Raw genomic sequence first — 21,711 nt, 5'->3', positions numbered from 1 at the left:
TAAATGGAGTGTGGTAGAATGAGTCAGATCTTTGCTCATCGCGGAGCTTCCGGACTTTACCCGGAAAACACGATGAAAGCATTTAAAGAAGCCGAAAAATCAGGCTGCGATGGTATTGAGCTTGATGTACAGCGTACAAAAGACGGTCATTTGGTGGTCATCCATGATGAAACCGTAAATCGTACTACTAACGGAAAAGGCATTGTAGAATCTTTAACATTGAAGCAGATACGTGCACTGGATGCCTCGTATAATAAAAAGAAATGGTATTCAAATAATAAAGTTCCTACCCTCGACGAAGTCTTGGAATGGCTAGGTGGGAATTCGCTCCTATGCAACATTGAATTGAAAAATGATAAAGTGGATTATAAGGGAATGGAAGAAGAAGTCTTGCAAAAAATTGCAGATTATAATCTTGACAGCAGAATCATTTACTCTTCATTTAATATACAATCTATTATCAGACTCAGAGAGCTGGATGCTTCGGCCTCTATTGCGCCCATTTATTCAAAAAAAGGAGTTAATCCTTCTCTGCTCGCTTCATCCCTTACAGCAAATGCAATACATGCCAACCACCGTGTCATGACACCTGCGCTGATGAACGCCTGCCAGCGAATGAATATACCTGTGCGATTATATACCTTAAATGACCCTGCAAAGCTTAAAATATGGATGAATGCAGGTCTTGGAGGTGTGATAACGGATTTTCCTGACCGGGCAGTAAAAGTAAGGGATTCCCTGCATAGAAAAGACAAGTAACAATATTTCCATACAGTGAATCGGCGGGGGATAAGTAAGTTTTTCAATCCTCCAGATATGCATCAAGCAGTAAATTCAAAAACGCCAGGAGAGTAGTCTCCTGGCGTTTTTTTCATTCAAGTACTAAAGATTTACATCATGTACTTTCTCACTGTAAGATCAGCCGTTATTTTCTCTTAAACCGTTCCTGTACCTTATTATTTCTTCGGTCACGGTGCAGCAAAAAACCGCCAATAAAGCTCAATCCGGCAGCAAACATGACAAACCCCACTGTAAATTGGAGCCATAGTGCGGGCAGCCAGGAAGCCTGAACGCCAAAAAACATATCCCTCATTAACTTAATCCCGTAAGCAGCAATTACTCCTGGAATTAACAGTATAATTAGTGCGATTATTCGTGACATCTCTCATACTCCTTGCAAGTTTCTACATAAAACTATGGCGCCTTGAAAAATGATTGTCAAGGAAAAGGCTTTCATGTACAATAAAGTAGTTGCAAGAAGTTGCGTTACATATTAGAGGGGATGAAGAAAATTGCAAAACGTGCTGATAGTAGGAGCAGGGCGAGGTGGAACGGCTTTATTACGGGTGATGGCAGAGTCAGATGCTTTTCAGGTGTACGCAGTGGTAGATCCCAACCCCCATGCGCCTGGACTTGCATTAGCACAGTCACTGCATATAAAAACTGGTAAAGAATGGAAGGAGCATTTGTCCCACGAGACGGATATTATTATAGACGTTACAGGCGATGCACAAACATTCATTGATCTTAGAAATGCACGTTCTACTCACACGGTGCTGGTCCCCGGAAGTGTAGCATCTCTAATTTACCAGCTCCTCACTGAAAAAGAATCTCTCATAGAACGAATGGAAAATGACTCATTTATCAGAGACCTGATTGTGAATTCAACCCATGATGGAATGATTGGCATCGACTTCAGCCATCGAATTATTCTCTTTAACGACCAGGCTTCTGCCATGGTCGGGGTTCCAAAAGAAAAAGCTATGGGAGAAGTGATCTATCAGGTCATTCCTATGAGCGGGCTGCCAAGGATTATAGAAACCGGCAGGACAGAAAATAATCAGGAGCTCATTCTTGATAATGGCCTGAAAGTGGTTACGACAAGAATTCCAATGATCAATGACAGCGGAGAGATTATAGGTGCCTTTGCTGTGTTTAAAGACATTACGGAAGTGGTCAATCTTGCAGAAGAGATGACGAATTTAAGAGAAATTCAAACGATGCTTGAAGCCATTATTCAATCGAGTGATGAAGCCATTTCCGTTGTGGACGAGCACGGGCGGGGGCTGCTGATCAATCCGGCTTATACCCGTTTAACAGGGCTTAGCGAATCTGAAGTCATTAACCAGCCTGCTACAACAGACATTTCAGAAGGCGAAAGCATGCATATGCAGGTCTTGAAAACAAGAAGACCTGTCCGCGGGGCAAACATGAGAGTGGGTCCAAACAAAAAAGAAGTAGTGGTAAACGTTGCACCTGTCATCGTGAATGGCCAGCTTAAAGGAAGTGTTGGCGTCATTCACGATATGTCTGAAATACAGTCTCTGACTTCTGAGCTTGACAGAGCAAGACGTATTATTCGGACACTGGAAGCAAAATATACCTTTGATGACATAGTTGGAAAATCAGATGATATACAGTTAGTAATTGAACAGGCAAGGGTAGCGTCGAATACATCTACTACTGTACTTGTCAGAGGCGAAGCGGGTACAGGAAAAGAGCTTTTTGCTCATGCGATTCACAACGCCAGCAAGAGAAGGTATTATTCTTTTTTGAAAGTCAATTGTGCATCTATGCCTACAGCTTTTCTAAAAGAAGCGCTGTTCGGCAGTGAAGAAAAAGATCCATCAAGCGGCGATCTTATTGTGAAAACGGGACTACTGGAACAAGCTGGAGAAGGAAGTATTTTTTTAGATGAAATTGGGGAATTGAGCATCGGAACGCAGGAAGCTCTTTTAAAGGCGCTTCAGACAAAAACAATTTCCAGGATGAATAGCGAAAACGCCGTTTCGTTAAAGGCCAGAATTATTGCTGCGACTAACCACAACCTGGAACGGGCGATTGCAGAGGGGAAGTTTCTCGAAGAGCTCTATTACTATTTAACAAAGCTTCCGATTCAGCTTCCTTCTTTGCGAAATCATAAAATGGATATCCCGCAGCTATGCGAACGGCTGGTACAAAATTTAAATCAGGCATTCGGCAGGCATGTAAAAGGGGTATCCGCCGCTGCAATTAAACAACTGATGGACTATACGTGGCCCGGGAATGTCAGGGAGCTTGAAAATGTCTTAAGCAGAGCCATGATTTTTATGCATCATCAGGAGACGATGATTGAAACTAAGCATCTGATCCCTCTGCACACAAGTCATGTTCAGCAGACTAAAACAGACGAGCATAAAGGAACCCTTGCGGAACAGCTCGAACAGCTTGAAAAACAAATAATTGAACAGACTTTAGTCAAGTATAAAGGAAATAAAACGGCTGCCTCAAAAGAATTGGATATATCCATTCGCAACTTGTATTACAAAATTGAAAAATACGAGGTTGAAGTAGAAAAGGGAGGCTAAGATGGAAACCTTTAATAAATTAATAGAAGACGCCGGCAGAAAAACTGAAGTGACTGTTGCCGTTGTTAAAGCGGAAGATCATGAAGTGCTTAAAGCTGTTGAAATGGCAACGGAACTGGAACTTGCTAATTTTATTTTAATTGGCGATGAGAAAAAAATAGATGATCTTATTGCCCAAAACTATCCGTCACTTCTTCAAAACGGACGGGTTGTTACACGTCATGCCGGAGATGCTTTGACCGCAGCTGAAAAAGGAGTTCAAGCTGTGAAAGATGGCGAAGCGGCTGTTTTGATGAAAGGCCATATTGAAACGGCACCTCTGCTAAAAGCGGTTTTGCATAAGGAAAAAGGAATGAGAACTGGAAACGTGCTTTCCCATGTCGCTCTTTTTGAAGTACCTGCAATTGAAAGAAGTATTTTTGTGACGGATGCAGCTATGAATGTAGCACCGGATCTTCAGCAGAAGGTTCAAATTGTTTCCAATGCAGTAAGCGTCGCGCATAAGCTGGGTGTGTCAAAGCCAAAAGTCGCTCCTCTAGCAGCTGTTGAAGTAATTAACCCGTCAATGCAGGCTACATTGGATGCCGCTGCATTAACTCAAATGAATAGAAGAGGTCAAATCACCGGCTGCATCGTGGATGGTCCGCTGGCCCTTGATAATGCTATATCAATGGATGCAGCAAAGCAGAAAAAAATCGGCGGCGAGGTGGCAGGCCAGGCAGATATTCTGCTCGTGTCTTCTATAGAAGCAGGTAATGTTCTTTATAAATCTTTAATGTACTTTGGGAACAGCCAGGTTGGAGCGATCATTGCAGGTGCAAAAGCACCAATTGTTCTTACTTCCCGTTCAGATTCGGCTCAAAGCAAACTGAATTCACTGGCAATGGCAATTTGTTCAGCTACTTAATACCAACACCCCTTAGGAGGAATTACAAATGGAACTATTTACTTATATGGAACAATACGATTATGAGCAACTTGTTTTTTGTCAGGACAAAACATCCGGCTTAAAAGCTATCATTGCAATTCATGATACGACACTTGGGCCTGCATTAGGCGGCACGAGAATGTGGACTTATGATAATGAAGCGGCTGCTATTGAAGATGCACTTCGTCTAGCTAAGGGAATGACGTATAAAAATGCTGCTGCAGGCTTGAATCTTGGCGGCGGAAAAACGGTCATTATAGGTGATCCATTAAAAGATAAAAATGAAGAAATGTTTCGTGCTTTCGGAAGATATATACAGGGTCTTGCAGGACGCTATATTACGGCTGAAGATGTAGGAACGACTGTTACCGATATGGATTTAATTCATGAAGAAACCGATTATGTAACAGGTATTTCCCCTGCATTTGGATCGTCTGGCAACCCTTCACCAGTTACGGCATACGGGGTCTACCGTGGAATTAAAGCTGCAGCAATGGAAGCCTTTGGTGATGACTCTCTTGAAGGGAAAACCATTGCCGTACAAGGTGTGGGGAATGTAGCATTTACTTTATGCCGCCACCTTCATGAAGAAGGGGCAAAGTTAATCGTTACAGATATTAATAAAGCTGCTGTCATGCGGGCTGTAGAAGAGTTTGGAGCTAAAGCAGTTGAGCCGAACGAGATTTACGGGGTAGAATGTGATATTTTCACTCCTTGTGCTCTGGGCGCTGTAATTAACGATGACACGCTTGAGGTATTGAAAGCAAAAGTAGTGGCGGGTGCAGCGAACAATCAATTGAAAGAGACGCGTCATGGCGATATTTTGCATGAGCGTGGAATCGTCTACGCACCGGATTATGTCATTAATGCCGGGGGAGTTATCAATGTGGCAGATGAGTTATATGGCTACAACCGTGAACGTGCAATGAAAAATGTAGAGAAAATTTACGATAATGTAGCAAAAGTGTTTGAAATCGCAAAACGCGATCATGTCCCAAGCTATGTTGCTGCTGACAGAATGGCGGAGGAGCGCATTTCAAGAATGAGCAAATCAAGAAGCCAGTTTTTACAGCAGGGACACCATATTTTAAGCCGCAGATAATAAGAGTTTTAGACTTATGCCTAAATGAACCACCACATAAGTCTGTTAGATTGGAGGAAATATCGTGCAGGAAACTCAATACCGTATTTTAGTCATTAACCCTGGCTCTACTTCTACAAAAATAGGGGTATTTGATGGAGAAACCGCTGTGCTTGAAAAAACAATTCGACATGAAACTGTTCAAATCGAAGCATACTCAAAAATTATCGATCAATATGAATTCAGAAAGATGACGATATTAGAAGCGCTGGATGAGGAAGGCATCAACATTTCGAAATTAAATGCAGTATGTGGAAGAGGCGGTCTGCTTCGCCCGATTGAAGGGGGCACATACGCAGTTAACGATGAAATGCTGAAGGATCTGCGAGCAGGATATTCAGGACAGCATGCTTCAAATTTAGGCGGAATTATTGCCTACGAAATTGCTTCAGGCCTTAATGTTCCAGCTTATATTGTGGATCCTGTAGTCGTGGATGAGCTTGAAGATATTGCCCGTGTTTCAGGATTTTCACTGATCGAGAGAAAGAGTATTTTTCATGCACTGAATCAAAAAGCGGTGGCACGTCGTGTAGCAAAAGAGCTTGGCAGGAAATATGAGCAATCAACATTTCTTGTGACACATATGGGTGGCGGAATCACAGTAGGCGTTCATAAAAACGGGCGTGTGATTGATGTAAATAACGGACTGCACGGGGATGGGCCTTTCAGTCCTGAGAGAGCAGGAACAGTTCCGGCTGGCGACCTGGTTGAGCTGTGCTTCTCAGGAGACTACTATCGTGAAGAAATAATGAAAAAGCTGGTAGGTCAAGGTGGACTAGTAGGCTATCTTGGTACGAACGATGCTGTTCAAGTTGAAAAAATGATCAGCAAAGGCAATGAAGAAGCCAAAAAAGTTTATCATGCGATGGCCTATCAGGTAGCAAAAGAAATTGGCGGAGCAGGTGCAGTCGTTGCAGGAAAAGTGGATGCCATTATTCTTACAGGCGGGCTGGCTTACGGCAAAGACTTTGTAAATGCGATAAGGGAAAAAATTGACTGGATTGCGGATGTAATTGTTCAGCCTGGTGAAAATGAACTTCAGGCTCTTGCTGAAGGTGCGTTAAGAGTTCTTAGAGAAGAGGAAGAAGCAAAAGAATATCCAAATGCTTTGCGGAAGGTACGTAATTAATTAGGAGGTTCATATATGTCCAGAGAATATGATCTTGTCATTTTAGGCGGTGGAACCGGTGGATACGTTGCAGCAATCCGCGCTTCCCAGCTGGGTCTGACTACTGCAATCGTTGAAAAAGGGAAAATAGGCGGCACCTGTCTCCATAGAGGCTGTATTCCAAGTAAAGCTTTGCTTAGAAGCGCAGAAGTATTTGCAACTGCAAAGCATGCAGATCAGTTTGGAGTACTGACAGGGGAGGTGTCACTGGATTTTAATAAAGTTCAGGAACGTAAACAGGGAATCGTAGACCAGCTTCATAAGGGTGTACAGCATCTGATGAAACAAGGGAAAATTGATGTTTATGATGGGTTTGGCCGCATTTTAGGCCCTTCCATTTTTTCTCCTATGCCGGGTACCGTTTCAGTTGAAATGACGGACGGAACGGAAAACGAAATGCTTATCCCAAAAAATGTCATCATCGCTACGGGGTCAAGACCCAAATCACTTCCCGGTCTTGAGCTTGACGGCAATCAGATCCTGAGCTCTGATCAGACTCTCGAGCTTGAACAGCTGCCTTCGTCCATCATAATTGTCGGCGGCGGAGTTATTGGCATAGAGTGGGCTTCTATGATGAATGATTTCGGGGTAGAGGTAACCGTACTGGAATATGCTGACCGCATCATTCCTACAGAAGATCGGGACGTCTCATCTGAAATGCTGAAGCTTTTAAAGAAAAAAGGCATCAAAATTATAACAGGTGCTAAGGTCGATGCTGAAAGTGCATTGACGAAATCTGGCGAAGTATCGATTCAGGCAGAAGTGAATGGAAAAGTTGAATCCTATACAGCGGAAAAAATGCTGGTCTCGGTTGGCCGGCAGGCAAATGTTGAAGGAATCGGCTTGGAAAATACGGATATTCAGCTTGAAAATGGCTTTATAGCTGTAAATAAAGCGCTTCAAACCAAAGAGTCCCATATTTATGGCATTGGTGACGTAATCGGCGGTCTTCAGCTTGCTCATGTTGCTTCTCATGAAGGAATTCATGCAGTGGAGCATATCGCGAATATGGAGGTTTCACCAATTGATTATTCACTGGTGTCTAAATGTATTTATTCAAGCCCTGAGGCTGCAAGTGTCGGTCTGACTGAACAGGAAGCAAAAGATCAGGGATTTGATGTGAAAATCGGAAAATTTCCTTTTAAAGCGATTGGAAAAGCACTGGTATTCGGTGAATCAGACGGATTTGTTAAGATGATTGCAGACTCTAAAACCAACGATTTGCTCGGCGTACATATGATTGGTCCTCACGTAACAGATATGATATCAGAGGCAGGACTTGCCCGTGTGCTCGATGCAACACCGTGGGAAGTGGGGCAGACTATCCACCCTCATCCTACGCTGAGCGAAGCTATAGGTGAAGCAGCGCTGGCAGTTGATGGAAAAGCAATCCATTCTTAAACAGCTAAGGATATAAAGGGAGGTTTTAAACGATGAGTAAAAATCGACATGAAGAGCTGGGTCTTTCAAATGAAGAGGTAATAAAGATATATGAAACCATGCTGATGGCCAGAAGAATAGATGAGCGGATGTGGCTTTTAAACCGTTCGGGTAAAATTCCATTTGTTATTTCGTGCCAGGGTCAGGAAGCTGCACAGGTTGGCGCTTCTTTTGCCTTGGATACGGAAAAGGATTATGCCCTGCCTTACTATCGTGATATGGGGGTAGTTCTGCACTTTGGCATGACAGCCCGTGAGTTGATGCTCTCTGGTTTTGCAAAAGCAGAGGATCCAAACTCAGGCGGACGACAAATGCCGGGACATTTTGGCCAAAAGAAAAACCGGATCGTAACAGGTTCCTCTCCTGTCACAACGCAAGTGCCTCATGCAGTCGGCCTTGCTTTAGCCGGGAAGATGGAAAAGAAAGATCTGGTAACCTTTGTAACCTTCGGTGAGGGCTCTTCCAACCAGGGGGATTTTCATGAGGGAGCAAACTTTGCAGGGGTACATAAACTGCCGGTTATTTTTATGTGCGAAAACAATAAATACGCGATCTCTGTTCCAATAGAAAAGCAGCTGGCATGTGAAAATGTATCTGACCGGGCGATTGGCTATGGCATGCCGGGTGTTACTGTAGATGGCAATGACCCGCTTGAAGTGTACCGAGTGGTAAAAGAAGCAGCAGAACGAGCGCGCCGCGGAGAAGGTCCTACACTTGTTGAAACGGTATCCTATCGTTTAACCGCTCATTCCTCTGATGATGATGACAGAGCATACCGTTCACCTGATGAAGTAGCAAAAGCTAAATCACTGGATCCTATCATCACATTTGGCGCGTATTTAAAAGAAGCCGGAGTAATGGATGATCAAAAGGAAAAAGAGATTAATGACCGGATCATGAAAGAAGTGAATGAAGCAACAGACTATGCAGAAAAGGCACCGTATGCAGAACCTGAGTCAGCTTTGAAATACGTGTATGCGGAAGAAAACTAAGGGAGGAACAAACCGATGCCGGTAATGTCTTATATTGACGCTGTTACATTAGCAATGAAAGAGGAAATGGAACGCGATGAGCGAGTGTTTGTTCTTGGAGAGGACGTTGGAAAAAAAGGCGGCGTATTCAAGGCAACACATGGTCTTTATGATCAATTTGGGGAAGACAGGGTGATCGATACGCCTCTTGCTGAATCAGCTATAGCTGGTGTTGGAATCGGTGCTGCTATGTATGGAATGAGGCCGATAGCAGAAATGCAGTTCGCAGACTTCATTATGCCGGCTATTAACCAGATCATTTCAGAAGCAGCAAAAATCAGATACCGCTCTAATAATGACTGGAGCTGTCCAATGGTAATTCGTGCACCTTATGGGGGAGGCGTTCACGGCGCGCTGTACCACTCACAGTCTGTCGAAGCTATTTTTGCCAACCAGCCGGGTCTGAAAATTGTTATGCCATCCACACCCTACGATGTAAAAGGGCTGTTAAAAGCGGCGATCCGGGATGAGGATCCTGTGCTGTTTTTCGAACATAAGCGTGCTTACCGCCTGATTAAAGGAGAAGTTCCTGAAGAGGATTATACGCTTGAAATTGGAAAAGCAGATGTAAAAAGAAAGGGAGAAGACATCACTGTTATTACGTACGGGTTATGTGTTCACTTTGCCCTTCAGGCAGCTGAACGATTGGCTCAGGACGGCTATGATGCTCATATTCTTGATCTTAGAACCGTGTATCCTCTGGATAAGGAAGCGATTATTGAAGCAGCTTCTAAAACAGGAAAAGTACTGCTCTTAACCGAGGATACAAAAGAAGGCAGTATCATGGGTGAGGTTGCGGCTATTATTGCTGAAAACTGTTTGTTTGACCTTGATGCTCCGATTATGAGACTTTCCGGTCCTGATGTTCCGGCTATGCCTTATGCACCTACAATGGAAAAATATTTTATGGTGAATCCTGACAAAGTTGAAAAAGCAATGAAGGAATTAGCAGAATATTAATGAAGAATTAAGGAGGGCGTACGCGTGGCAGTTGAAAAAATGACGATGCCTCAGCTTGGAGAATCGGTTACAGAGGGCACAATTGAAAAATGGCTGGTTTCTCCGGGGGATCATGTAAATAAATACGATCCAATTGCAGAGGTTAATACTGATAAAGTAAATGCTGAAGTACCTTCATCTTATACAGGAATAATGAAAGAGCTTCTTGCAGAGGAAGGTCAGACACTTGAAGTAGGGGAAGAAATCTGCACAATTGATGTAGAGGGAGAAGAGGGTTCAGAAAAACCGGCTGCAGACGAAGAAGAAGCGGCTAAAGAAACATCTTCACCTGATTCAGGGAATTCAAAACCAACTCAATCAAAGAATTCCTCTTCATCTGTTCGTTACTCTCCTGCTGTTTTGCGTTTATCTCAAGAGCATAATATAGATCTAACCCAAGTAACGGGTTCAGGCAAAGAAGGCCGAATAACGCGAAAAGACCTGCAAAAGCTGATTGACAGCGGAGACATTCCTCAGCCGAACGGAGCTCAAGACAGTGAGAAAAAAGAAAATAAACCTGCCCAAACGGTAGAAAAATCTCCTGAGCCTGCTGCAGCGCCAAAGAAAAACGCTCAGCCAGCGATTGCTTCTTCCGCTGGGGACATTGAAATCCCTGTAACTGGAGTACGCAAAGCGATTGCAGCCAATATGCTCAAAAGCAAGCATGAAGCTCCTCACGCCTGGACCATGATGGAAGTGGATGTTACTAACTTAGTTGCATACCGGGATGCAATGAAAGCTGAATTTAAAAGTAAAGAAGGATTTAATTTAACGTATTTCGCCTTCTTTGTGAAAGCTATTGCACAAGCTTTAAAGGAATTCCCGCAAATGAACAGTATGTGGGCAGGAGACAAAATTATTCAGAAGAAGGACATCAATATATCAATTGCCGTGGCAACAGACGATGCCCTATTCGTTCCTGTGATTAAGCATGCTGATGAGAAAACGATAAAAGGGATCGGCAGAGAGATTAATGAACTCGCTCAAAAAGTCCGCGCAGGCAAATTAAAATCGGAAGAAATGCAAGGCGGTACTTTTACCGTAAATAATACAGGTTCCTTTGGGTCTGTTCAGTCTATGGGCATCATCAATCACCCGCAGGCAGCTATTTTACAAGTAGAATCTATTGTAAAAAGACCAGTGGTAATGGACCATGGTATGATTGGAGTACGCGATATGGTAAATCTGTGCTTATCTCTCGATCACCGTGTGCTGGATGGACTGGTTTGCGGACGATTCCTGCAAAGGGTAAAAGAAATACTCGAAACTATTTCTAAAGACAATACGTCAGTATACTAAAAACATGATGAACACTTAAGTGTTCTAAAAGCCGGCTATCATATTAGATGCCGGTTTTTTCTATTATTTTGATACGCAGTGCAGAGTTGCGCCTATCGATAATTATTCTTTCAAACCGCGCCGCTTTATACTAGAATGAGTATATACCAATCTGAAAACGATTACATATATATAAAGGAGGGAAGCTGCTGGGCAGCGCTACGATGCGAGAACATGTGCAGTTTGAAAAATATTCCGTTTCACAATGGCAGCAACTCGTGGAATCAACGTTAAAGGGACGCTCGCTTAAGGATTTGCAGACAGAAACATATGAAGGCTTGACCCTTGAACCCCTTTACACTGAACGTCCGGAAAGTAATGGGTTTCATCCTTCACGCGGCTGGAAATTAAACAGCACATGGTATACCGCCCAACAAGTCTGGGCTAAAACACCGGAAGAAGCCTATAAAGCCGTTCAAAACGAGCTGAGGAATGGTTCTGAAGTGATCGCTTTAAAAGAAGATGAGGAAGGGGAATGGTCCACAAAACAACTTAAGGAGTTATTTTCTCTTCAGGAAAAACCTCATCTTTTTATTCTGGATAGCGCGCTTAGAAAAAAATGGCTGCCTTCGTTAATAGCATTAAAAGATTCATGTCCTGTAAAAGGAGTATTCGGCAATGATTTTATTTCCGGTGAAGCTCAATTGGGACGTCTGGTAAATGAGCAGTTTTTAACTCAGTGGGTTGACGAGATTAACGAGCTTTCCCATGCCCAGCCTTCTTTGAAATCGATCGTGGTTTCAACTGTACCTTATCACCATTCCGGCGCCTCAGCTGTTCAGGAATTGGCTGCAGCCCTGTCTGAATCATCCTGGATTATTAATCATTTGGCTCAGGAAGGCTGGAAAGTGGAAGACATTGTTGGAAAAATGCATATACAATTTGCAGCGGGATCTACATTTTTTCTGGAAATAGCTAAAATTAGAGCGTTTCGTGCCCTTTGGAGCCATTTTGCAGAGTGCTATCAGGTTGGCGATCTGCCCGTTTCGGTTGGAAGTCAAAGCTCTCCTTTAACTAAGACTATTCAGGATCCCCAGGTCAATATTCTGCGGGCAGGCAATGAAGCATTCGCTGCTGCACTTGGCGGAGTAAATTACCAGCACGTTGAACCCTATGACTCGTTAAATGGCATTCCCTCATCACTGGCAGTAAGAGTTGCCAGAAATATTCAGCTGCTCCTGAAGGAAGAAACATTTTTAACTGGGATCACTGACCCTGGCGGCGGCTCCTATTACATTGAAAGCATGACCAAACAGCTGGCTGAAAAAGCCTGGACGTTTTTTCTTGAAATTGAGGAATTAGGCGGTGTGCAGGATGCCTTAAGTGAAGGCTTTATTCAAAACAAAATCAACGAAGTGTGGGAACAAAGAGTGACGGATACAGCAGTCAGAAAAGCCACAATCGTTGGAACAAACAGATACGCTCCTGTAAACAAATTAAGTACAGAGCCGCAAAATAAAACAGAGCAAGGAGGAGAAGCAATCAAACCCCTCCAAAAACATAGATTAAGTGAGCAGTGGGAGACACTGTTATTCAGTCTGCAGAGCGAAACATTAGCAGAGAGCATAAGGCCCGTCGAGATCGTCTGCTTAGGTGAAGTGAAAGAGCATAAAGAAAGAATGGATTTTGTTACAGGCATTCTTAATACAGTTGGCTTGCCCTATCAAATGACAACCGATTTAAAGGGGTCTCCTGTTCAGATTATCTGCGGTACAGACGAAGCCTACACACTCGAAGTTGACCGGCTTCTGTCTGAAAAAAAATTAAATCAATCCATTTATATTGCCGGAAAATTGCTGCCTGAACAAATAGACAAGTGGAAAAATTCAGGACTAACAGACTCGATATGTGAGGGCAAAAACATCATTTCATTTTTAAAGAAGGTTGTAAAACAGCTTAAAGAGGTGAGTTCAGATGAAACCAATCTTTAGCCAGCATCCATTCCAGTGGGAATCTTTAAAAGAAACTTCTATTCCTAAAGGGACTCCAGTAGAAACGAATGAAGAAATCCCTTTAAAAAATGTCTATAATCAAAATGACTTAGCATCCTTGCAACATCTTAATGATTTACCCGGACTTGCCCCATTTACCCGCGGCCCCTATCCGAGTATGTACGTAAACCGGCCATGGACTGTAAGGCAATATGCAGGCTTTTCAACTGCAGAAGAAAGCAACAGCTTTTACAGAAGAAACCTTGAGATGGGTCAAAAAGGCCTTTCTGTCGCTTTTGATCTCGCTACGCACAGAGGCTATGACTCTGATCACTCACGGGTGGCAGGGGACGTGGGAAAAGCAGGGGTGGCGATTGACTCTGTAGAAGACATGAAGATTTTATTTGATGGGATCCCGCTCGATAAGATGTCTGTGTCTATGACGATGAATGGCGCAGTATTGCCCATTCTTGCTTTTTATATTGTAGCTGCCGAAGAACAGGGAGTTTCACCTGAAAAGCTCTCAGGTACCATTCAAAATGACATATTAAAAGAATATATGGTAAGAAATACATATATCTATCCCCCTGAAGTATCCATGAAGATTATAGCTGATATATTTTCATTTACCGCTTCCCGCATGCCAAGATTCAACTCGATTTCCATTTCAGGCTATCATATGCAGGAAGCAGGTGCACCAGCTGATTTAGAGCTTGCTTACACACTTGCTGATGGACTGGAGTATGTTAAAACCGGATTAAAAGCCGGCATCAGCATAGATGAGTTTGCACCCCGTCTTTCTTTTTTCTGGGGAATAGGAATGAATTATTTTATGGAAGTAGCAAAAATGAGAGCAGCCAGAAGAATGTGGGCAGTGCTGATGAAAGAATTTCAACCGCAGAATAAGAAATCACTGGCGCTGAGAACCCATTCCCAAACCTCCGGCTGGTCGCTGACTGAACAGGACCCTTATAACAATGTAATGCGAACGCTTATAGAAGCCCATGCAGCTGTTATGGGGCATACTCAATCACTTCATACCAATGCACTTGATGAAGCGATTGCACTGCCAACTGATTTTTCAGCGAGAATTGCTAGGAATACACAGCTATTTTTACAGGAAGAAGCAGGATTGACTCCTGTTATAGATCCATGGGGCGGTTCCTATTATGTTGAAAAGCTGACAGATCAGCTAATGGAAAAGGCATGGAAGCATATTGATGAGATAGAAGAACTAGGAGGCATGACAAAGGCAATTGAAACCGGTCTGCCCAAAATGAAAATCGAAGAGGCGGCAGCTAAGCGGCAGGCAAAAATCGATTCAGGCAAAGAGTCTATTATCGGTGTGAACAAATACCGTCTAAAACAGGAAGATCAAATTGACATTTTATCAATCGATAATGAATCTGTTCGAAATAACCAGATTAAGCGCCTGAATGAATTAAAAAGTACAAGGAACAACCAGGAAGTACAAAATAGATTAGATCATTTAGCAAAAGCGGCTGAAAGCGGCAAGGAAAATCTTTTGGAAATCGCGGTTCATGCAGCAAGAGCGAGAGCCACCCTTGGAGAAATTTCAAAAGCGGTTGAACATGTAAAAGGTCGGCATCGTGCAGTCATTCGTTCAATTAGCGGAGTATACAGCCAGACGTATTCTGAAGGAGGGAATAACATTCAGCACGTAAAGGACATGGCAGATGAATTTCTGGAAGCAGAAGGAAGACGCCCACGGATCTTAATCGCAAAAATGGGACAGGACGGACATGACAGGGGAGCAAAAGTAATTGCTACTGCTTTTGCAGATCTTGGATTTGATGTGGATATTGGGCCGCTGTTTCAAACGCCTGAAGAAACGGCCGCCCAGGCGGTGGAAAATGATGTCCATGTTATAGGAGTCAGTTCACTTGCGGCAGGTCATAAAACATTATTGCCGCAACTAATGAAAGCGCTTAAAAAATGGGGTAAAGAAGATATTATTGTCGTCCTCGGCGGTGTCATTCCTTCTCAGGACTATCCATTTCTGCTGCAAAATGGAGCAACAGCTATTTTTGGGCCGGGAACGGTTATACCTGTTGCGGCAGAAAAAGTGATAGAAGAAATTTACAAGCGTCTTGGCTATGAGGAAGTGGAACAACATGAGTGATGCACAGGATCAGGAGACGACGTCAGGAAAGAAAAAACGTGTGTTCAGAAAAAAAAAGTCATCCCGGATGCAGGTGGATGATCTTATAGAAAAGCTCCGTAGTAGAGATCGAAAAGCGCTGGCACAGAGCATCACATTGGTTGAAAGCCGTTCGCCTGATCATCGCAGTCAGGCTGCAGAACTCATTCAGCGGGTTCTGCCATTTACTGGTGAAAGTATCCGGATTGGCATTACGGGTGTACCCGGCGCAGGAAAAAGCACATGGATTGAAGCGCTGGGAAAAAAACTCATTAATAAAGACTTTGCGATTGCCATACTTGCCGTTGATCCGAGCTCCACTTTATCAGGCGGAAGCATCCTGGGAGATAAAACGAGAATGGAACAGCTTGCTCATGAACCGGATGTATTCATTAGACCGTCTCCAGCAGCAGGTACACTCGGCGGCGTTCATAGAATGACTCGTGAAACGATTCTATTATGTGAAGCAGCAGGGTATGATGTGATTATTATAGAAACAGTAGGGGTCGGTCAAAGTGAAAGTACAGTCAGGGGAATGGTGGACTTTTTTATGCTGCTTGCTTTGACCGGAGGCGGAGACGAACTGCAGGGCATGAAAAAAGGGATTTTGGAACTGGTCGATGCCATTGTCATCAATAAAGCAGATGGTGATAATGTAATAAAAGCCGAGCAGGCAAAAGGGGACTACCGTCAACTCCTTCATTTTCTGCAGCCAGCGACTGAAGGTTGGAAAACGCCGTCTTTTACATCTTCAGCGATCACTGGAGCAGGAATTGATGATATATGGAAGGCCATTGTGCAATTTAAAAAAGAAACGCAGGAAAACGGAATGTTTGAAAGACGGAGGTCTTCACAGGCAATTGAGTGGATGAACCAAATGATGGTCGACAGGCTAATGAATGAGTTTATGGAAAAAGAGGGAAGAAAAGAGCAGCTTGAACAGTTAAAACAGCAGGTGCGTTCAAAAAGAATCTCTCCTGCAGATGCAATAGAGCAGCTTTTTTCCAAATAAAAAAGGGATGACCTCTAAAAGAAGCCATCCAATCATCTAGGGAGTTTTGGGGTTAAAGCTAGATTCTTTTTAAGTTTACCCAGGTTTTTGACTCACAAACCTTTTTTAAATGAAAAATTCAATTAGTTGCTTCAGTCTTAAATTTCTACTATTATAAATAGGCAGATACCTTTTTAAAAGGAGAGAACGTATTATGAGCATGGATTTTAATATTTTTATGAATGACGTTGTACGTCAGGCGCGGGAAGAAATTGAATCGGCAGGGTACACGCAGCTGACAACTCCTGAAGAAGTGGAAGCAGCTATCGAAGAAAAAGGAACAACACTTGTGATGGTAAATTCAGTTTGTGGCTGTGCCGGGGGTATTGCAAGACCGGCAGCTGCACATTCTATTCATTATGATAAACGTCCAGACAGACTCGTTACCGTTTTTGCAGGACAGGATAAAGAAGCAACTGCAAAGGCACGGAGTTATTTTGAAGGATACCCGCCATCTTCACCATCATTTGCACTCTTAAAAGATGGAAAAATCTTATCAATGGTAGAGCGTCACGAAATTGAAGGACATGATCCTATGTCCGTTATTACACATCTTCAGGGATTATTTGAAGTACACTGTGAGGAAATTTAAATAAGCGTAAAAAACGTATGCAAACGCATACGTTTTTTATATTGAATTATATAATCACATTTAAAAACTAGCAGCTATACATGTTTGACCGGAAAGGAATACGTATATGATTAAAGTAGAGGGATTAAATAAACAGTTTGGCGATCACCATGTATTATCGAGTATACATACTGCTGTAAACGCAGGAGAGGCTGCAGTTGTGATTGGCCCTTCAGGCTCAGGTAAATCAACGCTCCTAAGGTGTATGAATCTGCTTGAAACGCCTTCTTCCGGATCCATCCTAATTAACGGAAACGATATAACCGCCAAAGGGTTTAATCCACTGAAACTCAGAGCAGAGGCAGGCATGGTTTTTCAGCACTTTCACTTATTTCCTCATATGACTGCACTGGAAAATGTTGCGTATGGACCAAGAAAGGTGAAAAAAATAAAAAAACCGGAAGCTGAGCGAAAAGCGCTGGAGCTATTAAAAAAAGTAGGATTAAGTGAAAAAGCAAAAGAGTATCCAAACCGGCTGTCAGGCGGCCAGAAGCAGCGTGTTGCCATAGCCAGAGCCCTTGCAATGGAGCCTTCCCTGCTGCTTTTTGATGAACCTACATCTGCCCTTGATCCTGAAATGGTAAAGGAAGTTCTGGATGTAATTAAAGCACTCTCCGTCACGGGTATAACCATGGTGATCGTGACACATGAGATGGGATTTGCGAAAGAAGTAGGGGACAGGATACTTTTTATGGATGAAGGGAAATTGATTGAAGAAGGAAAACCTGCTGACTTTTTTTCTGCTCCATCAAGTGACAGGGCAAGAACTTTCCTGCAAAAAGTACTTTAATGTCCTTCTTGCAAGGAAGCTAAATTACGGCGATAGGGCTGAATGAAGGGAGGAAGGAAATGCTTAAAATCGGTTACCGCACATTAAAGACCGCAATTGGAACAGCTATTGCCATCATGATTGCACAGTTTTTAGATTTGAATAATTTTGCTTCAGCCGGTATTATAGCCATCCTGTGTATTCAAAGCACAAAAAGAAAATCAGTAGATGCTTCATGGAGCCGGTTTGCCGCCTGCATGCTGGCAATGGTTTTTTCAGCTGTTTTTTTTGAAGCACTAGGCTACCACCCCATCGTGATTGGTCTAATGCTGCTGCTTTTCATACCGGTTACAGTGTCGCTGAATATAAAAGAGGGAATCGTAACAAGCAGTGTAATCATCCTGCATATTTTTATGGACGGCCGGGTGACACTTGCTTCTCTCCTAAATGAGTTTCTCTTAATCATTATAGGGATTGGCATTGCCTTGATTATGAATTTATATATGCCAAGTGTTGATGCGAAGCTGGTAAAATTTCAGCAGAAAATAGAAGCCAACTTTCACACAATATTTTTGCAAATGGCGGCCTATTTAAAAGATGAAAATTCGGAATGGAGCGGGAGGGAGATTACCTCTACAGACCAGATGATTAAAGAAGCAAAAACACTGGCTTTCCAGGATGTAGAAAATCATTTTTTACGAAATGAAAATCATTATTATCTTTATTTCTCAATGAGACAAAAGCAATTTGAACTGATTGAGAGAATGCTCCCGCTCATCTCTTCGCTCTCCTCCTCGGTGGAACAGCGTGAAATGATTGGGGATTTTGTAGAGGACTTGAGTGAACATATTCACCCGGGGAATACAGCGATTTTATATTTGAAGAAATTATATGATATGAAAATTCGCTTTGAGGATATGGAGATGCCTAAAAATCGTGAGGAGTTTGAAACGAGAGCTGCTCTGTATCAATTTATTCGTGAAATGGAAGAATATTTGCAATTAAAGCAGTCTTTTAGAGGAATCCCGTCTAAAAAGATGAATAAACAGTTTGTATGAGTTACTCACACAAACTGTTTTTATTTTGAGCTTTGAAAGAAGATAAATTTTGACTTTTTCACTGTGATTCAGGCGGAATTTTCAATATGAAGCGTGCTGAGACTTTCGATGGCTTTGTCGTGTAATCTTCCGATCAACCGTCCCATCCTTCTTTATTCACCACCCTGCGTTTGATGCTTTTTTATACTTTTTCGTTAGATCCCATCGTCGTTTTTAATTTGCTCTTTAAACATAGTCATTAAGAAGTGTTTATCCCGGGCTATGTGATTCTTCATCATCAGAGAAGCCTGCTCCGAATCCCTGTCTATCAAAACTTCAGCTATATTAATATGCTGATCGGCAATTTCTTTTCTCCGTTGAAAATGATTCATATTCATTCTCCTGTAGACAAAGGTCAGCGTTCTTAAATCATCAAGCTGTTTTACAAGCCTTTTATTTTGACTTGAGCGAATAATTAAATCGTGGAACAAACTATTCAGTTCAATTAATCGATTCATGTCTTCCTCACGGCTTGAAGCGACATACTGCAGAGAAATGACGGCTGTATCGAGAATTTCTTTCAGCTCTTTTTTTTCAGCTTTTTCTGCACAAAGAGAGACAGCAAGTGATTCCAGAACTTCTCTGCATTGATAGATTTGTTCCACATCTTCGATACTCGGGGAGTAAACAAAGAGCATGGATTGTTCATTCTGAGTAATCAGACCTTCCTGTTCAAGTATCCGTATCGCTTCTCTTACGGGACTTCTGCTCACAGAGAATTCCCTTGCCAATTGTGCTTCAAAAAGACGTTGATTTGGATTATATTCTCCTTTAATAATCCGTTCTTTTAAGAGAGAATAGACTTGTTCATGGATCGTTTTATATTTTTTAATTGGATTATCCATTGTAACTCCACCTTTATACATGCTGTAAAGGAAAACAATGAGAATATTGTCGGGATTTTAAAATTATTATTGACGTACTTGTTTTGACTTTGTATTCTTTAACATATACCTGTCGACAGTCGACAGTATTTATTTCATTATATATGTAAGCGCTTTAAAAATAAAGGGGGTAATCTTTTGTCCTATCAGACTTTATCAGATTCACTTTGGCGTGCACACAGAAAAACGAAGAATCTATTATTTTTTTCATTAAGCGGAGAGGGAAATGTAAATGAAGATCCTTCAGAATCAAAAATAAAAAATGGGAACAAACAGCCTTCACAAAATGAACCCAGTTATACAACTCCTCAGCGGACAGGGTTAATTTTGGGGCCGCTTTTATTTTTACTCACCGTCCTGTTTTTTCAACCTGAAACGCTCTCCCATGGAGGAGTAATGGTGCTTGCCACCACATTATGGGTAGCGACGTGGTGGATTACAGAAGCCATCCCCATACCGGCAGCTTCATTACTTCCTATTGTTCTTCTGCCAGTGACGGGGGCTCTTGAAGGTTCTGCTGTTACAGCAAGCTATGGAGATCCGATCGTATTTTTATTTCTGGGCGGCTTTATGATTGCTTTAGCAATGGAAAGATGGGATCTGCATAAGAGAATTGCTTTAAATATTATCTCAGTAGTAGGCACATCCACCTCCAATATTATCCTTGGATTCATGATTGCAACAGGTTTCTTGTCCATGTGGGTTTCAAACACAGCTGCAGTCATGATGATGGTGCCTATTGCAACTGCGATTACCTATCAGGTCTCGCAAAGCTTAAAAAATTCTGATAGGGATTATTCAGGTGAAGAGGAGAAATTCTCAAAAGCACTGCTGTTCGCTGTCGGATACGCAGGGACAATTGGGGGGCTCGGCACCCTTATCGGAACACCGCCCAATCTTCTGCTTGCGGGCATCGTAAGTGAACTGTATGATATCCAGATATCTTTTGCCATGTGGCTGTTATTTGCTGCTCCGGTCGTGATCATTCTGCTGTTCTGTTCATGGCTATACTTAACGAGAGTGGCGCACCCGATAAAACTGAAGCAATTGCCGGGAGGAAAAGAGCTGATCCAATCGGAAAAAAAGAAACTTGGCCACACATCGTACGAGGAAAAAATGGTAGCAGCCGTTTTTGTTTTTGCTGCTTTTATGTGGATTACCCGTTCATTTCTATGGGAAAATGAAAACTTTTTTGTTATTCCTGGCATCAACGATACCATGATCGCTATAACAGCGGGGATTCTCCTGTTTTTAATTCCTGCAAAATCAGGGAGCGGAAAGCTGCTTGACTGGTCTGTAGCGAAAGACATACCATGGGGAATTTTACTTTTGTTTGGAGGCGGCTTGGCAATTGCAGCAGGTTTCAGGGAAACAGGGCTGGCAAGCTGGATTGGTGAACAGCTGACTGTTCTTGAAGGTGTAAGCTTTATTTTGATGATTGTTATTACTGCAGCGCTGGTTCTTTTCCTTACTGAAATCACATCAAATACAGCAACAGCGACGATGATACTTCCTGTTTTAGCATCATTGGCGGTCGCAATTAATGTGCATCCTTACGCGTTAATGGTGCCAGCAGCAATGGCTGCAAATTGTGCGTTTATGCTTCCGGTCGGGACACCTCCTAATGCCATTATTTTTGCTACAGGGAAGCTCAAAATCATTGAAATGGTTAAAAATGGATTTTGGGTCAATATAGCGTGTGTCATTTTTATTACAACTGCGGTGTATTTTTATCTGCCAATTATCTTTGATATCGATCTTACAGTATTTCCGGACAGCTTTAGATAAACGGGGG

General features: G+C 42.6%; 18 protein-coding genes. 16 read left to right on the top strand and 2 right to left on the bottom strand.

Annotated elements, in window-relative coordinates; genetic code table 11:
• The first annotated feature begins 18 nt into the window (after positions 1–18).
• The gene (locus tag P6709_RS03240; protein WP_278239443.1) at positions 19–759 is read left to right on the top strand and encodes a glycerophosphodiester phosphodiesterase; all 741 of its coding nucleotides are present in this window, start codon (positions 19–21) and stop codon (positions 757–759) included.
• 166 nt (positions 760–925) lie between these two features.
• Here P6709_RS03240 and P6709_RS03235 read toward each other — a convergent pair whose 3' ends face one another.
• Complete coding sequence (locus P6709_RS03235) at positions 926–1,162, bottom strand: DUF2627 domain-containing protein (protein ID WP_278239442.1); 237 nt, start codon at positions 1,160–1,162, stop codon at positions 926–928.
• A 130-nt stretch (positions 1,163–1,292) separates the two neighbouring features.
• On the opposite strand from P6709_RS03235, the gene P6709_RS03230 reads away from it, so the two are divergent.
• The 14 genes from P6709_RS03230 to P6709_RS03165 all read left to right on the top strand — a co-directional run bounded on the left by P6709_RS03230 (position 1,293) and on the right by P6709_RS03165 (position 18,993).
• Positions 1,293–3,347, top strand: a complete 2,055-nt coding sequence (locus tag P6709_RS03230) for a sigma 54-interacting transcriptional regulator (RefSeq protein WP_278239441.1) — start codon at positions 1,293–1,295, stop codon at positions 3,345–3,347.
• Between the two features lies 1 nt (position 3,348).
• Positions 3,349–4,254 (top strand): phosphate butyryltransferase, encoded by a 906-nt coding sequence (yqiS, locus tag P6709_RS03225; RefSeq protein WP_278239440.1) that lies wholly within the window; start codon positions 3,349–3,351, stop codon positions 4,252–4,254.
• Positions 4,255–4,282: 28 nt separating this feature from the next.
• A complete protein-coding gene (bcd, locus tag P6709_RS03220) occupies positions 4,283–5,377 on the top strand; it encodes a branched-chain amino acid dehydrogenase (RefSeq protein ID WP_278239439.1) in 1,095 nt (364 codons plus the stop codon).
• A 64-nt stretch (positions 5,378–5,441) separates the two neighbouring features.
• Positions 5,442–6,545 (top strand): butyrate kinase, encoded by a 1,104-nt coding sequence (gene buk / locus P6709_RS03215; RefSeq protein ID WP_278239438.1) that lies wholly within the window; start codon positions 5,442–5,444, stop codon positions 6,543–6,545.
• A 15-nt stretch (positions 6,546–6,560) separates the two neighbouring features.
• A complete protein-coding gene (gene lpdA / locus P6709_RS03210; RefSeq protein ID WP_278239437.1) occupies positions 6,561–7,985 on the top strand; it encodes a dihydrolipoyl dehydrogenase in 1,425 nt (474 codons plus the stop codon).
• 32 nt (positions 7,986–8,017) lie between these two features.
• Complete coding sequence (locus P6709_RS03205) at positions 8,018–9,016, top strand: thiamine pyrophosphate-dependent dehydrogenase E1 component subunit alpha (protein ID WP_278239436.1); 999 nt, start codon at positions 8,018–8,020, stop codon at positions 9,014–9,016.
• A gap of 15 nt (positions 9,017–9,031) precedes the next feature.
• A complete protein-coding gene (locus tag P6709_RS03200; RefSeq protein ID WP_278239435.1) occupies positions 9,032–10,015 on the top strand; it encodes an alpha-ketoacid dehydrogenase subunit beta in 984 nt (327 codons plus the stop codon).
• 24 nt (positions 10,016–10,039) lie between these two features.
• On the top strand, positions 10,040–11,353 hold the full coding sequence (locus P6709_RS03195) for a dihydrolipoamide acetyltransferase family protein (protein WP_278239434.1): 1,314 nt from the start codon (positions 10,040–10,042) through the stop codon (positions 11,351–11,353).
• A 203-nt stretch (positions 11,354–11,556) separates the two neighbouring features.
• The gene (locus tag P6709_RS03190; protein WP_278239433.1) at positions 11,557–13,323 is read left to right on the top strand and encodes a methylmalonyl-CoA mutase family protein; all 1,767 of its coding nucleotides are present in this window, start codon (positions 11,557–11,559) and stop codon (positions 13,321–13,323) included.
• Positions 13,307–15,466, top strand: coding sequence for a methylmalonyl-CoA mutase (scpA, locus tag P6709_RS03185; protein ID WP_278239432.1), 2,160 nt, complete (start codon positions 13,307–13,309; stop codon positions 15,464–15,466). The genes P6709_RS03190 and scpA overlap by 17 nt, the downstream gene beginning before the upstream one ends.
• Positions 15,459–16,496 (top strand): methylmalonyl Co-A mutase-associated GTPase MeaB, encoded by a 1,038-nt coding sequence (gene meaB / locus P6709_RS03180; protein WP_278239431.1) that lies wholly within the window; start codon positions 15,459–15,461, stop codon positions 16,494–16,496. The genes scpA and meaB overlap by 8 nt, the downstream gene beginning before the upstream one ends.
• A gap of 193 nt (positions 16,497–16,689) precedes the next feature.
• On the top strand, positions 16,690–17,127 hold the full coding sequence (locus tag P6709_RS03175; RefSeq protein WP_278239430.1) for a BrxA/BrxB family bacilliredoxin: 438 nt from the start codon (positions 16,690–16,692) through the stop codon (positions 17,125–17,127).
• Positions 17,128–17,233: 106 nt separating this feature from the next.
• The gene (locus tag P6709_RS03170) at positions 17,234–17,956 is read left to right on the top strand and encodes an amino acid ABC transporter ATP-binding protein (protein ID WP_278239429.1); all 723 of its coding nucleotides are present in this window, start codon (positions 17,234–17,236) and stop codon (positions 17,954–17,956) included.
• A gap of 59 nt (positions 17,957–18,015) precedes the next feature.
• Positions 18,016–18,993, top strand: coding sequence for an aromatic acid exporter family protein (locus tag P6709_RS03165; protein WP_278239428.1), 978 nt, complete (start codon positions 18,016–18,018; stop codon positions 18,991–18,993).
• A gap of 194 nt (positions 18,994–19,187) precedes the next feature.
• Here the strand turns inward: P6709_RS03165 and P6709_RS03160 are convergent, their stop codons facing one another.
• Positions 19,188–19,877: a GntR family transcriptional regulator gene (locus P6709_RS03160; RefSeq protein WP_278239427.1), complete on the bottom strand. Its 690-nt coding sequence runs from the start codon at positions 19,875–19,877 to the stop codon at positions 19,188–19,190.
• Positions 19,878–20,054: 177 nt separating this feature from the next.
• Between P6709_RS03160 and P6709_RS03155 the strand changes: the two genes are divergently transcribed.
• Positions 20,055–21,704: an SLC13 family permease gene (locus tag P6709_RS03155; RefSeq protein WP_278239426.1), complete on the top strand. Its 1,650-nt coding sequence runs from the start codon at positions 20,055–20,057 to the stop codon at positions 21,702–21,704.
• Positions 21,705–21,711 lie beyond the last annotated feature (7 nt).

Source organism: Jeotgalibacillus sp. ET6, from assembly GCF_029667115.1.
Lineage (GTDB): Bacteria > Bacillota > Bacilli > Bacillales > Jeotgalibacillaceae > Jeotgalibacillus.
Note: the sequence above shows the minus strand (reverse complement) of the source record. Positions and strands in the feature narration are given on the sequence as shown.